Here is a 13,147-nt window from a genome sequence, read left to right as displayed (position 1 = left end):
GTCTAGAAATCCAGGCCACCGCCATTGCCGCCATCCTCGTTACCGCCGGCGGCCTGGTTGTACATGAACTGACCGATGATCTCCTCGAGCACCACCGCGTCAGACGTTATCTGTATTTGGTCACCTTCAGCCAGATAGGTTTCCGAACCGCCCGGCTGCAGGCTGATATATTGCTCGCCCAACAGACCGGCAGTATAGATGCTGGCCGAGGTGTCCATCGGTATATTCTTGTAATCATTACTGATATTCATGACCACAACGGCGTTATAGGTATCCTCATCGATACTGATGCCATGCACCCGGCCGATGGTCACGCCGGCCATTTTTACCGGCGCACGGGTCTTGAGACCGCCAATGTTCAGGAACTCGGCCTCGATCTTGTAGCCGGAGCCCTCGCCCGGACCGCCGATATTGCTTACCTTCATCGACAGCATCAGCAGGGCGGCCAGGCCCAGCAGCACGAAGATGCCGACGATGATCTCTATCGTTTTCGATTGCAGCATAGCTTTCTCTCTGTCTTACGACGCTGGCGTCGCAGTCGATCTATCGCAGTAAACGGGACCATCCGGAATAATCATTATACGCCACAGCAGACCCATTAATTGAACATCAGTGCCGTGAGGATGAAATCCAGCCCGAGCACGGCGAGGCTGGAATTGACCACCGTTCGCGTGGTCGCCCGGCTGATGCCTTCCGAGGTCGGAATCGTGTCATAGCCCTCGAACACGGCGATCCAGGTCACGGCAAAACCAAAGACAATGCTCTTGATAACGCCGTTCATGATGTCCTCGCGCACACCGACGGCCGACTGCATCTGCGCCCAGAACGCACCGGTATCCACACCCAGCAGGCCGACACCGACGAAGTAGCCACCGATGATGCCGACAGCACTGAACATGGCCGCCAGCAACGGCATGGATATGAAGCCGGCGAGAAAGCGTGGGCCGAGCACACGCCGGAACGGGTCCACGGCCATCATTTCCATTGCCGATAGCTGTTCGGTCGCCTTCATCAGGCCGATTTCGGCGGTCAGCGCCGAACCCGCCCGCCCGGCGAACAACAGTGCCGAGACGACCGGACCCAGCTCACGCACCAGCGACAGTGCCACCAGTACGCCCAGCGATTCCTCGGCGCCGAAATCAACCAGAGTATTGTAGCCCTGCAGCCCCAGCACCATGCCGACGAACAGTCCGGATACGACAATGATTACCAGTGACAGAAAGCCGACCGAGTACATCTGTACGACCGTCAGCCGGAAGCGCGCCAGCACGGCCGGCAGCGCCAGCAGCAGGCTGATCAGGAACAGGTGCGCGCGGCCGAGGCGCTCGAAGAAACCGAGGCCGAAGCGTCCCAGGTAACGAATGAAGCCGATCACGCCAGCCAGAACCGCGTTCATCATGACGACTCCCGCGTGCCGGCCAGCAGTTCGTCCTCGAACGCCGGCGCCGGATAGTGGAACGGCACCGGGCCGTCCGGCCGCGCATCCATGAACTGGCGCACCCATTCGGATTCGGAATCACGTATCTCGTCGGGGCTACCCTGACCGACCACCTTGCCGTCGGACAGCACGTAGATGTAATCGGCGATCGAGGCGGTTTCGGCGACGTCGTGCGAAACCAGCATGCTGGTCAGGCCAAGCGCATCGTTGGTGCGCTTGATCAACCGGATCAACACGCCCATGGAAATCGGATCCTGACCGGTGAATGGCTCGTCGTACATGATCATGTCCGGGTCCAGCGCGATGGCCCGGGCCAGCGCCACGCGCCGCGCCATACCGCCGGACAGTTCGCTCGACATGAGATTGCGCGCGCCGCGCAGACCGACCGCCTCGAGTTTCATGATGACCAGATCATGAATCATCGATTCCGGCAGTTCGGTGTGCTCGCGCAGCGGAAAGGCGACGTTGTCGAAGACATTCATGTCGGTCAGCAACGCGCCGCTCTGGAACAGCATGCCCATGCGCTTGCGTGCCTCGAACAGCGATTTCCGCCGCAGCTGGTTGATGATCATGCCGTCGAAATCGATGCTGCCGGCCGCCGGTTTCAGTTGACCGCCGATGAGCCGCAGCAGGGTGGTCTTGCCACAGCCACTGGGGCCCATAATGCCGGTGATACGACCGCGTGGAATGTCGATATCGACGTCGTCGAAAATCAGCCGCCCGGCGCGGCGAAAGCTCAGATTACGGATCCTGACCAGCGGCTGGTCAGCCGCCGCGCTGGCATTATTGTTTTCTGTCATTGGCGAACGGGTTACGCCGGATGGTTGGCAAAGAGCGATATTCTCCGGTAGCGTCTGGCTGGCGTCAACCAAGAGTGCGCCAACGGTCTTTCACGGCTGAACCCCATGGCCCATCATGAGTCACTAGATACAGACACAGAACAACAGCACGGCGTCAAAGCATCAAGACCGGCATTGCCGACGAGGAGAACACCATGCAGATATCCTTCAAACCTATACTGGCAGGGCTGTTGCTGGTCGTGGCAAGCCCGTGGCTGGCCGCCGAAGCCGACACCGCTGCCGCCCAGGCCTACTTCATCAGTCCGAGCGACGGCGATACGGTGACCAGCCCGGTGACGGTGCGTTTCGGTCTGAAAAACATGGGCGTGGCACCAGCCGGCGTGGACAAACCGGCCACCGGTCATCATCACCTGCTCGTCAACACCGGGCTACCGGCACTGGACAAGCCCGTCCCCAGCAACGAACAGCACCGTCACTTCGGCGGCGGCCAGACCGAAACCACACTGGAATTGCCGCCCGGCGAACATACCCTGCAGCTGCTGCTCGGCGACCATAACCACATACCGCACGATCCGCCGGTGATGTCGGAACAAATCACCATCACCGTCGAAGAGTAAGACGCGCGTCACCAGCACAGGGATTCCGGCGACGAGCGGTCAGCAACGCGGGCCGCTCCGCCACGGTTCGTATTTCAGCTAGCTGTCAGCCGATGCCGCCGGCAACTCGATTTCGCCGGCGAGCAGCTGGCCCAGCGTTTCGACCAGGAATACGTGTTCGGTCTCGAGCACGCGCGCGCCGAGGCTGGCCGGCGTATCACCCGGCATGACCGGTACCCGCGCCTGCCCCAGGATCGGTCCCTGATCGTATTCCTCGTTGACCAGATGCACGGTGACACCGGTCTCGAACTCGCCGGCCGCCAGTACCGCGGCATGCACATGCTCGCCGTACATGCCCTGGCCGCCGTATTTCGGCAGCAGCGATGGATGAATGTTGATGATGCGGTTGTGATAGCTGGCCAGCAGCCGCGGCCCCAGCTTCTTCATGTAACCAACGGTCAGGATCCAGTCAACCAGATGGCGTTCCATGGTGCGCACGATCGCCTGGTCGAGAGCGTCGGCATCGGCAAACGTCTTCTGGCTCAGGTGGTAGGCCGGAATGCCCAGCGCCTGCGCCCGGGTCAGCGCGCCGGCGGTGTGGTTGTTGCTGACGACCACGGCCGGCGTCGCCGCCAGGCGTCCGGCCAGACAGGCATCGACCACGGCCTGCATATTGGTGCCACGATGCGAGGCCAAAAAGCCCAGTCGGATCATGTTTCACTTACCACCATGGTCAATTAGCTTCTACGGCAAAGCCGAGCTGCCGCAGCGTTGCGGCATGATCGCGGGCGCCACCGCGCAGATGCAGTCGAAGCGATGAAAATTCGCGCCGCAGCGCATAATCCTGGCGCAGGCCGGCAAAATAGGCCGAGCGTTCGCCGTGAATAGCCGCCAGCCGCTGCAGCGCCACCGCGTCAGCGCGAACATCATAGCTGGTTAACACGGCCAGCCGCACCAGTTCATCAAGATCGTCGGCATCGAGAGACAGCGTCTGCAGGGCCGGTGGTGGTGGCTGGGCCGCACCGGGTGCCTGCCCGAAATGCTCGGCGAATGCCTGCCGCAGGTGATTACTGGCGCGTAGCTTGGCATCGAGACTATAGCCGGCGATGTGCGGCGTAGCGATGGCCGCATCGGCAGCCAGACCAATATCGATCGCCGGCTCGTTCTGCCAGACATCGATCGCGGCCGTCAGCCGCCGCTCGTGCAACTGCGCCTTGAGCGCGCGTTCATCGATGACTTCGCCCCGGGCGGTATTGATGACAATGGCACCGTCACGCAGATCAGCCAGTCGATCACTGGTCAGCAGATGCCGGGTCGCGTGTGGTCCTTCATCGGTCAGCGGCACATGCAGGCTGATCACGTCGGCCGTCAGGGCCGTGGCCAGATCGCAGTAGCCGGCTGCCGTCCCCGCCTGCTCCGCCAGCGGCGGGTCATTGCACAGACAGGTCACGCCCAGCGCCTGCAGGAATGCGCGCAGCTGACCGCCCACATGCCCACAGCCGATGATGGCGACGCTGAGATCGGCCAGGCGGCAGCCGCGCTGCTCGCTCAGCACGCCCAGCGCACTGAGCACGTACTCGGCCACCGGCCGCGCGTTGCAGCCGGCGACATCGGCAAAGCCGATATCATGAGCATCGAGATAATCCCGATCGACATGGTCGCAACCGCTGGTCGCGGTGCCTACGAAGCGTACCGGCGTGCCGGCGAGCAACGCGGCATCGACCCGGGTGACGGTGCGTACCAGCAGGGCATCGGCATCATGCAGGCTGGCGCGGTCGATGGCCGCCGGGTCCAGCAGGGTTAGCTCGGCAACGTCGGCAAATGCCGCCGGCAGACCGGGAATGTACTGATCGGCGACAATCTTCAAGGCAGTTGCCTTATGGCCTACCACGCGCCGGTATCAGGGGCGATCGTCGACCTCGGCGCCTTCCTTGGCCACCGGCATCAGGTCCTGTTTGCTGACGCCGAGCACCAGCGATGTGGCACCGGCGACATAAATCGACGAATAGGTACCGACAATCACGCCGAGGATCAGTGCCAGCGAGAAGCCCCGCAGCGTTTCACCGCCGAAGATAAATAACGCGAACAGCACCAGCAGGGTCGTGACACCGGTCATGATGGTCCGGCTCAGGGTGTTATTCAGGGCGATGTTGAACACTTCCACCGGCGGTCGCTCGCGCAGGATGCGGAAATTTTCACGCACACGATCGAAGACCACTATAGTGTCGTTGAGCGAGTAGCCGATAACCGCCAGGATTGCCGCCAGAACGGTCAGATCAAAAGTCAGCTGCGTCAGCGAGAAAAAGCCGATGATCAGCACCACATCGTGCAGCAGGGCCGCCACCGAGCCCACCGCCAGGCGCGTTTCAAAGCGCAGGCCGACATAGATAAGAATGCCGAACAGCGCGTACAGCATCGCCAGACCGCCATCCTCGGTCAGTTCCTCGCCGACCTGCGGACCGACGAATTCGACCCGGCGCAGTTCGACATCCTGACCGGCCGAGCGCAGGGTCTGGATGACCTGGTTGCTGACCTCGGCACTGCTCGTGTCAGCACGCGGTGCCACCCGGATGAGAATATCGCGGGTACTGCCGTAGGCCTGGACCTGGGCGTCGGCGAACTCGGTACCGGCCAGCGCATCGCGCGTGGTCTGCGGCTCGGTTGCCGCGCTGTAACCGACCTCTACCAGGGTGCCGCCGGTAAAGTCGACGCCGAGATTAAGGCCGCGGATCGCCAGCGAGCCGACCGATACCAGGATGAGCACGGCGGACAAAACCGCGGCTATCCGGCGCTGGCCGAGAAAATCGATATGTGTCGCCCGTTTGAAAAATTCCATGATGTGTTACCCGACCTAAATCGAAATGGAGCTCAACCGCCGACCGCCATAGATCAGGTTGATCACGGCGCGGGTGCCGAAAATGGCGGTAAACATGGAGCAGAGGATGCCGAGCGACAGCGTTACGGCAAAGCCCTTGACCGGCCCGGTACCAAAGCTGAACAGCACCACCGCGGCAATCAGGGTTGTGATATTGGCGTCGGCGATCGACGAGAACGCTTTCTCGTAACCGGCGTGGATGCTCGACTGCGGCGAATTGCCGTTGCGTACTTCTTCGCGAATGCGTTCGAAGATAAGAACGTTGGCGTCCACCGCCATGCCCACGGTCAGCACGATACCGGCGATACCCGGCAGCGTCAGCGTGGCCTGCAACAACGACAGCAAGGCAACCAGCAGCACTAGGTTCAGGGTCAATGCCAGGTTCGCGACCAGACCGAAAACGCGGTAATACACGGCCATGAACAGCAGGACCAGCACGAAACCGATCAAGACCGACATGAAGCCCTGGTCAATGTTCTGCTGTCCCAGGCTGGGACCGATGGTGCGCTCCTCGATGATGGTTACCGGGGCGGCCAGTGCGCCGGCGCGCAACAACAGCGCCAGGTTGCGCGCTTCCTGGGTGGATTCCAGGCCGGTGATCTGGAAGCGCTGGCCGAGCTGCTCGCGGATGGTCGCGATATTGATGACTTCCTCGACCGTTTCCTTGCGTTGCACCAGTTCATCGTCGTCGTTGCGCTCGGTCACCGTCTTGTTCTCGATGTAGACCGTTGCCATCGGGTTGCCGACCTCGTCGGCGGTGCGCCGCGAAAAGATGCGTGAGCCCTTGCTGTCCAGCGTGATCGAGACCATCGGCCCGCCAGTGGTCTGTTCGATACCGGACGAGGCATCCGTGATCGAGTCACCGGTCAGCATGATCTCGCGTTCCAGCAGTACCGGGCTACCGTTACGCTCGTAATAGAGTTTCGAACCGGCCGGCACGCGGCCATCGACCGCATCCTGGACGCTGTTGTCAGTATCGACCATGCGGAATTCCAGCGTCGCCGTGGCGCCGAGGATATCCTTGGCGCGGGCCGTGTCCTGCACGCCCGGCAGCTGCACGACAATGCGGCTGTTGCCCTGCTGCTGGATGATCGGTTCAGCCACGCCGAGTTCGTTGACGCGCTTGCGCAGGGTGGTGATGTTCTGCTGCAGGGCGAAGTCGCGGGTTTCCTTGATGCTCTGTTCGCTCAACGTTGCCCGCAGTGTGTATTCGGCATCAGCTTCCTCGACATTCAGATCGAGAAAATTATTGCTCACCAGGCTGGCCGTCTTGTCACTATCCGCCTGGTCGCGCAGCACCAGCTCGACACCGCCGTCGTCGGCTTCGCGCACGGACTTGTAACGCACACGCTCCTCGCGCAGCAACGCGCGAATATCGCTGACATAGCGTTCCTCGGCCTTGTCGATCGCCGCTTCCATGTCCACCTGAAGCAGGAAGTGAACACCGCCACGCAGATCGAGACCGAGAAACATCGGTTCGGCATTCAGTGACCGCAACCAGTCCGGTGTTGCCGGCGCCAGGTTCAGTGCCACGGTATGGCTGCGACCGAGTTCATCGAGCAGGTGATCACGGGCTTCGAGCTGGGCGTCGGAATCGGCAAAGCGCAGGATGAGGCTGTCCGGCTGACGCTCGACGGCGGTAGGCGTGATACCCGCCTCGTCCAGCACGCCGGTGACCTCCAGTTCGGTCAGCTCGCTGACCTCGCCGGAAGTGGGCGACACCTGGATGGCCGGGTCCTTGCCGAACAGGTTCGGCAACGCGTAAACAGCGCCGACGAGCACGACGATCAGCAGCAGCAGATATTTCCAGAGCGGATAGCGGTTCATACGTCAGTCAACTTGTTATTGTTGTGGCCGGCGAGCGCAGGTTGTTTGTTTACAGGGATTTCATCGTGCCCTTGGGCAGGGTCGCAGACACTGCCTGTTTCTGCACTTTCACTTCCAGTTCCTTGCCGATTTCCAGCAGCAGGAAGTTGTCACCGATTTCCTTGATGCGACCGAGCAGTCCGCCACTGGTGACAATCTCGTCGCCCTTGGACAGACCCTCGACCATTTGCTTGTGTTCCTTGGCGCGCTTCATCTGCGGCCGGATCATCAGGAAATACATCAACGCGATGAAGATCAGCGTCCAGATGAGCAGGCTGATACCGCCACCGCCGGCCGGGGCATCCTGCGCCCAAGCATTGGATATGAAGAAGTCCATAGTTTGCTCTTTTGCTGTTTAAAGGCCGCGTATTATGACACAGCTGATGGGCTTTGCATGCGGGCGGCATGGAAATCGCTGACGAACTCGGCCAGCCGGCCGGCGGCGATCGCCGCCCGCAGGCCGCGCATCAGTTCCTGATAATAATACAGATTATGCAGCGTGTTCAGACGGCTGCCGAGCATCTCGCCGGTCTTGTCCAGGTGATGCAGGTAGGCACGGCTGTAGTAGCGGCAGGTGTAGCAGCCACAGGCCGGGTCTATGGGTGCCTGGCTGCTGCGATTGGCGGCGTTGCGCAACCTGAGCACGCCCTGGTGGGTAAAAAGATGGCCGTTGCGGGCATTGCGCGTCGGCATGACGCAGTCGAACATGTCGACACCGCGACACACGGCCTCGACGATGTCTTCCGGGCGGCCGACGCCCATTAGGTAGCGCGGCTTGTCGGCCGGCATCTGCGGCGTGACGTGGTCGAGCACCTCGAGCATGAGCGCATGCGGCTCACCCACCGACAGGCCGCCGATGGCGTAGCCGTCGAAACCGATATCGACCAGACCGGCCAGCGAGGCGTCGCGCAGGTCGGTATGCATGCCGCCCTGGACGATGCCGAACAGCGCCGCAGCGTGGTCACCGTGTGCCGTCTTGCTGCGCGCCGCCCAGCGCAATGAGCGCTGCATGGCCGATTCGACCGCCGCGTAGTCGGCCGGGTAACCGACCACGTCATCGAAGATCATGATGATGTCGCTGCCGAGATCGCGCTGCACCCGCATCGACGTTTCCGGATCCAGAAACACCTGGCTGCCATCAACCGGTGAACGGAAGGCGACGCCGTCCTCGGTCACCTTGCGGTTCGCAGCCAGGCTGAATACCTGGAAGCCGCCGGAGTCGGTCAGGATCGGCCGTTGCCAGTGCATGAATCCATGCAAGCCGCCATGGGCACTGACGATATCGCTGCCAGGCCGCAGCATGAGGTGGAAGGTGTTGCCGAGGATGATATCGCTGCCGAGTTCGCGCAGCTCTTCCGGCGTCAGCGTTTTCACCGCGCCGTAGGTACCGACCGGCATGAACGCCGGCGTCGCCACCTCGCCACGGGCGAAGCCCAGCCGGCCGCTGCGCGCGGCGCCGTCCTCGGCGGTAATCTGGAACTCCATGGCTGGCTCCTTCAGCCGCCGTGCGCGGCCCGGGTGACGAACATGGCATCACCATAACTGAAAAACCGGTAGCGCTGGGCGACTGCATGGGCGTAGGCGCGTAGCACATTGTCATAACCGCCGAAGGCGCAGACCAGCATCAGCAGGGTCGACTCCGGCAGGTGAAAATTGGTCAGCAAGGCGTCGACCACGCGAAATTCGTAGCCCGGGTAGATGAAGATGTCGGTCTCGCCCTGGAACGGTTCGAGTTCACCGCCGGCCGCGGCCGCCTCGAGGCTGCGCACGCTGGTCGTACCGACGGCGACAACACGGCCACCACGGGCGCGGGTCGCAGCGATCGCCCGGCAGGTCTCACTGCTGACCTGCAGGTACTCCTGGTGCATGCGGTGCTCGCGTATGTCATCGACCCGTACCGGGCTGAAGGTGCCGAGTCCGACGTGCAGGGTGACGTAACTCAATTCAATGCCGGCGGCCTGCAGCTGTGTCAGCAGGTCCGGCGTGAAATGCAGGCCGGCGGTCGGTGCGGCGACGGCACCCGGCGTCCGTGCATAGACCGTCTGATAGCGCTCCTGATCGGTTTGCTCGTCAGCACGCTGGATGTATGGCGGCAACGGCATGTGGCCATGGCGTTCGAGCACGGTGGCCAGCGGTGCTTCGGCGTGCAGTGTGAGTTCGTAGAGATCGCCGCGGCGCGCGCCGATCTCGAATTCAACGCCACTGTCGATCTGCAACCGCGTGCCGGGCCGGTTAGCCTTGCTGGCGCGCAGCTGTACCAGCAGACGGCGCTCGTCCAGCAACCGTTCGATCATGATCTCGACGCGGCCGCCGGTGGGCTTGCGCGCATGCAGTCGCGCCGGAATCACCCGCGTGTCATTGAGCACCAGCCGATCGCCCGGACGCAGCAGCTCGCCGATATCGCTGAACAGGCGATCAGTGACAGCGCCGCTGGCGCCGTCGAGGGTCAGCAGTCGCGCGGCATCGCGGCGGTCGGCCGGATACTGGGCGATGAGCTCCTCGGGCAATTCGTAATGGAAGTCCTGGCGGCGCATGGCGCGCGATACTACCAGAAACATCCGCCCGCGGGCGGCGGACGTGCAAACCTCTGGGATTCAGCGCTGTTGTTGTTATACTCTGCCCCCTTCGCATCACCGTGCCGGGATGGCGGAACTGGTAGACGCGCCGGACTCAAAATCCGGTTCTGGCAACAGAGTGCGAGTTCGACTCTCGCTCCCGGCACCATTACACCTTCCAACGACTTCCAAAGAAATCCATAAAAGCCATACCATACGGGCATTTCAGACGATCTCGCCGTCCTAGAAAATCCAAGCAAATTTGCTAAAATCCGGGGGTATCTGGGGGCAGATTTGGGGGCACAGAATTTCCCCTGCATCGCTCGATAATCCCGGAATCAAACTCGCAATTCGAACTCGAATTCGCTGATGCGGGGGTACAAGCAACCAACCCAATAGACGCCGAGTAGTTTATGCCGCTGACTGACGTCGCCATACGACGCGCCAAGCCCAGTGATAAAAACTATAAGTTATTTGATGGTGGGGGACTCTACCTGCTTGTCCATACCAATGGCAGCAAATACTGGCGCCTCAAATACCGCCATGCCCGCAAAGAGAAAACCCTTGCCCTGGGCATCTATCCTCAAGTCCCATTGGCGGAAGCCAGGGAAGCGCGCGAAGACGCCAAACGGCTTATCAAGCGGGGTGAAGACCCGGTTGTCGTCCGGAAGATCCAAAAACACGAAGCGGAAATCAAAGCCGCCAATACCTTTGAAAAGGTTGCCAAGCAATGGATCGAGAATAAGCGCAATGAATGGACCGAAAAGCATGCCAAGCGGGTCCAGGATTCTTTAGAGAGGAATTTATTTCCGGATTTGGGCAAGCGGCCCATAGCCGACATCACCGCGCCGGAACTCTTGATGGCACTGCGTAAAATTGAGAAACGCGGCGCGCATGATTACGCGCAGCGGATCCTGCAGCGGGTGAACATGCTGTTTCGCTACGGTATCGCCTCGGGCATCTGCACAGAAAATCCAGCATCCGATCTCAAAGGAGCACTCAAGGCACCCAAGAGAGGCAACCGGGCTGCTGTTCATGGTAAGGAACTGCCCGAACTGCTCAAGAAAATTGACACCTGCGACGCCAAACCTGAAACCAGGCTCGGCTTGCAACTACTGGCCCTCACCTTTGTTCGGCCCGGTGAGTTAAGGGGCGCTCGCTGGGAAGAATTTGATTTTGATCATTGTGAATGGCGGATCCCGGCTTCCCGGATGAAAATGAGGACCGAGCATATAGTCCCATTGTCCCGCCAGAGCCTCGCCGTACTGAACGAGCTGTATGCCTTAACAGGGAAGAGCCCTTACCTGCTGCCCAGCCGCAGCAACTTGCACAAGTGCATCAGCGAGAACACATTGACCTACGCCCTGCACAGGATGGGCTACCACTCCAAGGCTACTGCACACGGTTTCAGAGCTACTGCATCAACCATTCTCAATGAGCAGGGCTGGGACCCGGACGTCATCGAAAGACAGCTTGCCCATGTGCCCAAAAACAAGGTCAGGGCCGCTTACAACCGCGCAGAATACTTAACCAAGCGCCAAAGCCTGATGCAGGCATGGGCTGATCACCTCGACCAAATCAAATCTGCCTCCTAATCAAGCCCTCCCTACCTGTTCCACAAGAGCTGATCACAGCTCGATGATACGTGGTTATTCCCTTTTCAATTGCCGTTAAAGGCTAGATCGATTTGTTATAGGGAAAATTTTTTTGTTTTCCCGAAAGTGCACAAAAAAGACAAAAAGAGTCTTTTTAGGTCGAATTCAGTATCTTTGCCAACAGACAATTTATCAATATAATCAATAAGCTATTCTATATTTGGGCACAACCTTTCATATCACTTTATGAGCTCTTAAAGGCTATAGAATTTCTATTTTTCTTATGTTTATCCTGCGCAATACATGAATAACCGAGGATAACTAATAATGAAAAATAAAATCCTTAGGCTTCCAGAAGTAAAAGCACGAACTGGCTTGTCCAGAAGCTCCATCTACCTGCGTGTATCCCAAGGCTTGTTCCCTAGTCCAGTTCCACTGGGCGGCCGTGCTGTCGGATGGCTGGAATCTGAAGTAGATGAGTGGATCGCAGCCCGAATCTCTGAACGTCCTTCCGACAATACTGCAACGTATTACGGTACGCATGGTTAAGATACTCGCTGAATCCCCAGTGAAGCCAGATACCGATCGTGTTCACGATCAATCGACCGGTGAGTGGCTTGCCGAGTATGACGGCGCCTCTACAGCCGAACGATCCTGTTTAAATGGTTCAGAGGGCAACCCGGGGCATGGCCGCCAAACTCGTGAAATGCTGTACCAGGAACACCGCACAACTCGAAAAAGTACCCTGGCGCTTTCTTTTGTGGACGCACAAACCGGTGAAGAGGCAACCCTGTTTTTCAATATTTCGCTGAAAGGCAGGAACGGTAGAACTTACAGAACTGGCACAAACGGGCAGTTCAACTCGAAAAAGAGGAGCCATTTCAGGAAATTCTGGTTTCGGGTAGTTGGTAAAAAACCTCGTAGGTGGTGCCGTGTCCATGAAGAGCTGGAACGCCAATTATCACGATTCGTGTTCTCGGCGAGAGTCGAAACGGCCCGGGACAGCAACGAGCAACCATACTTGAAGATCAAGTCTATTGAGCCGGTCAGATCACTTGAGGCGAGCACAAAGCAAGCACAAAAACCGCACAAGAATCGCACAGAGCACGCACATGCTCCAGGCACGGGCAATACTCCACAATCCCCGGCAGATGGGCTTTGCAGCGATACAGAGGTGCATGACACGAATACTGCACAGATCCCCAGTCACCCAGGCGCGCAGATACCTCAGGATAGTCCCCCCTCTCTAAATACATATAGCTATGGATGGCATATATGTCTGCCCAACGGCAAGGAAATCCATCGGTTTAAGTGTGCGCCTCAAGCGACGTACGAGGAGATACTGGCTGAACATCCAGATGCAATGAGGATCCAGCCTATCGATAGGTCTGAGAATTAAACGTATGAAATCGATCAAGGGGA

General features: G+C 59.7%; 14 protein-coding genes and 1 tRNA gene. 5 read left to right on the top strand and 10 right to left on the bottom strand.

Translation table 11 applies throughout. The features are described from left to right. Positions 1–2: 2 nt before the first annotated feature. From mlaD to J2T55_RS01060, 3 genes are all read right to left on the bottom strand, one after another. Positions 3–503, bottom strand: coding sequence for an outer membrane lipid asymmetry maintenance protein MlaD (gene mlaD, locus J2T55_RS01070; protein ID WP_259053660.1), 501 nt, complete (start codon positions 501–503; stop codon positions 3–5). 95 nt (positions 504–598) lie between these two features. After that, positions 599–1,399 (bottom strand): lipid asymmetry maintenance ABC transporter permease subunit MlaE, encoded by an 801-nt coding sequence (mlaE, locus tag J2T55_RS01065; RefSeq protein ID WP_259053657.1) that lies wholly within the window; start codon positions 1,397–1,399, stop codon positions 599–601. Continuing rightward, positions 1,396–2,238: an ABC transporter ATP-binding protein gene (locus J2T55_RS01060; RefSeq protein ID WP_259053656.1), complete on the bottom strand. Its 843-nt coding sequence runs from the start codon at positions 2,236–2,238 to the stop codon at positions 1,396–1,398. Before J2T55_RS01060 ends, mlaE begins: the two co-directional genes overlap by 4 nt. A 194-nt stretch (positions 2,239–2,432) precedes the next feature. On the opposite strand from J2T55_RS01060, the gene J2T55_RS01055 reads away from it, so the two are divergent. Further along, the gene (locus J2T55_RS01055; RefSeq protein WP_259053654.1) at positions 2,433–2,855 is read left to right on the top strand and encodes a DUF4399 domain-containing protein; all 423 of its coding nucleotides are present in this window, start codon (positions 2,433–2,435) and stop codon (positions 2,853–2,855) included. A 78-nt stretch (positions 2,856–2,933) separates the two neighbouring features. On the opposite strand, the gene purN is transcribed toward J2T55_RS01055, so the two are convergent. The 7 genes from purN to queA are packed head-to-tail and all read right to left on the bottom strand — an operon-like array spanning position 2,934 to position 10,109. After that, positions 2,934–3,548 (bottom strand): phosphoribosylglycinamide formyltransferase, encoded by a 615-nt coding sequence (gene purN, locus J2T55_RS01050; RefSeq protein WP_259053652.1) that lies wholly within the window; start codon positions 3,546–3,548, stop codon positions 2,934–2,936. A gap of 19 nt (positions 3,549–3,567) precedes the next feature. Then, entirely contained in the window at positions 3,568–4,701 is a 1,134-nt protein-coding gene (locus J2T55_RS01045; protein ID WP_259053650.1) for a 4-phosphoerythronate dehydrogenase, read from the bottom strand. Positions 4,702–4,734: 33 nt separating this feature from the next. Next, a complete protein-coding gene (gene secF, locus J2T55_RS01040) occupies positions 4,735–5,670 on the bottom strand; it encodes a protein translocase subunit SecF (RefSeq protein ID WP_259053648.1) in 936 nt (311 codons plus the stop codon). A 15-nt stretch (positions 5,671–5,685) separates the two neighbouring features. Beyond that, a complete protein-coding gene (gene secD, locus J2T55_RS01035) occupies positions 5,686–7,536 on the bottom strand; it encodes a protein translocase subunit SecD (protein ID WP_259053645.1) in 1,851 nt (616 codons plus the stop codon). Between the two features lie 49 nt (positions 7,537–7,585). Further along, positions 7,586–7,912: a preprotein translocase subunit YajC gene (gene yajC, locus J2T55_RS01030; RefSeq protein ID WP_259053641.1), complete on the bottom strand. Its 327-nt coding sequence runs from the start codon at positions 7,910–7,912 to the stop codon at positions 7,586–7,588. Positions 7,913–7,944: 32 nt separating this feature from the next. Beyond that, positions 7,945–9,060, bottom strand: a complete 1,116-nt coding sequence (gene tgt, locus J2T55_RS01025) for a tRNA guanosine(34) transglycosylase Tgt (RefSeq protein WP_259053638.1) — start codon at positions 9,058–9,060, stop codon at positions 7,945–7,947. Positions 9,061–9,071: 11 nt separating this feature from the next. Beyond that, entirely contained in the window at positions 9,072–10,109 is a 1,038-nt protein-coding gene (queA, locus tag J2T55_RS01020; RefSeq protein WP_259053742.1) for a tRNA preQ1(34) S-adenosylmethionine ribosyltransferase-isomerase QueA, read from the bottom strand. A 103-nt stretch (positions 10,110–10,212) separates the two neighbouring features. Here queA and J2T55_RS01015 point away from each other — a divergent pair. From J2T55_RS01015 to J2T55_RS01000, 4 genes are all read left to right on the top strand, one after another. Beyond that, positions 10,213–10,299 (top strand) — tRNA-Leu (locus tag J2T55_RS01015). 244 nt (positions 10,300–10,543) lie between these two features. Beyond that, complete coding sequence (locus J2T55_RS01010; protein ID WP_259053636.1) at positions 10,544–11,725, top strand: tyrosine-type recombinase/integrase; 1,182 nt, start codon at positions 10,544–10,546, stop codon at positions 11,723–11,725. A gap of 327 nt (positions 11,726–12,052) precedes the next feature. Further along, positions 12,053–12,274, top strand: a complete 222-nt coding sequence (locus J2T55_RS01005; RefSeq protein ID WP_259053634.1) for a helix-turn-helix transcriptional regulator — start codon at positions 12,053–12,055, stop codon at positions 12,272–12,274. After that, the gene (locus tag J2T55_RS01000; RefSeq protein ID WP_259053752.1) at positions 12,201–13,124 is read left to right on the top strand and encodes a hypothetical protein; all 924 of its coding nucleotides are present in this window, start codon (positions 12,201–12,203) and stop codon (positions 13,122–13,124) included. The genes J2T55_RS01005 and J2T55_RS01000 overlap by 74 nt, the downstream gene beginning before the upstream one ends. Positions 13,125–13,147: the final 23 nt, after the last annotated feature.

The sequence above is a fragment of the Methylohalomonas lacus genome (assembly GCF_024808875.1).
Classification (GTDB): Bacteria; Pseudomonadota; Gammaproteobacteria; order Methylohalomonadales; family Methylohalomonadaceae; genus Methylohalomonas; species Methylohalomonas lacus.
This window is presented reverse-complemented; position numbering and strand designations above follow the sequence as displayed.

What these genes read in the sequence shown, in the direction of transcription:
- mlaE (WP_259053657.1), bottom strand. Translation starts at nt 1,399, where the DNA reads ATGATGAACGCGGTTCTGGCTGGCGTGATCGGCTTCATTCGTTACCTG.
- J2T55_RS01055 (WP_259053654.1), top strand. Translation starts at nt 2,433, where the DNA reads ATGCAGATATCCTTCAAACCTATACTGGCAGGGCTGTTGCTGGTCGTG.
- mlaD (WP_259053660.1), bottom strand. Translation starts at nt 503, where the DNA reads ATGCTGCAATCGAAAACGATAGAGATCATCGTCGGCATCTTCGTGCTG.
- queA (WP_259053742.1), bottom strand. Translation starts at nt 10,109, where the DNA reads ATGCGCCGCCAGGACTTCCATTACGAATTGCCCGAGGAGCTCATCGCC.
- purN (WP_259053652.1), bottom strand. Translation starts at nt 3,548, where the DNA reads ATGATCCGACTGGGCTTTTTGGCCTCGCATCGTGGCACCAATATGCAG.
- J2T55_RS01060 (WP_259053656.1), bottom strand. Translation starts at nt 2,238, where the DNA reads ATGACAGAAAACAATAATGCCAGCGCGGCGGCTGACCAGCCGCTGGTC.
- J2T55_RS01005 (WP_259053634.1), top strand. Translation starts at nt 12,053, where the DNA reads ATGAAAAATAAAATCCTTAGGCTTCCAGAAGTAAAAGCACGAACTGGC.
- J2T55_RS01000 (WP_259053752.1), top strand. Translation starts at nt 12,201, where the DNA reads ATGAGTGGATCGCAGCCCGAATCTCTGAACGTCCTTCCGACAATACTG.
- secD (WP_259053645.1), bottom strand. Translation starts at nt 7,536, where the DNA reads ATGAACCGCTATCCGCTCTGGAAATATCTGCTGCTGCTGATCGTCGTG.
- secF (WP_259053648.1), bottom strand. Translation starts at nt 5,670, where the DNA reads ATGGAATTTTTCAAACGGGCGACACATATCGATTTTCTCGGCCAGCGC.
- J2T55_RS01010 (WP_259053636.1), top strand. Translation starts at nt 10,544, where the DNA reads ATGCCGCTGACTGACGTCGCCATACGACGCGCCAAGCCCAGTGATAAA.
- tgt (WP_259053638.1), bottom strand. Translation starts at nt 9,060, where the DNA reads ATGGAGTTCCAGATTACCGCCGAGGACGGCGCCGCGCGCAGCGGCCGG.
- yajC (WP_259053641.1), bottom strand. Translation starts at nt 7,912, where the DNA reads ATGGACTTCTTCATATCCAATGCTTGGGCGCAGGATGCCCCGGCCGGC.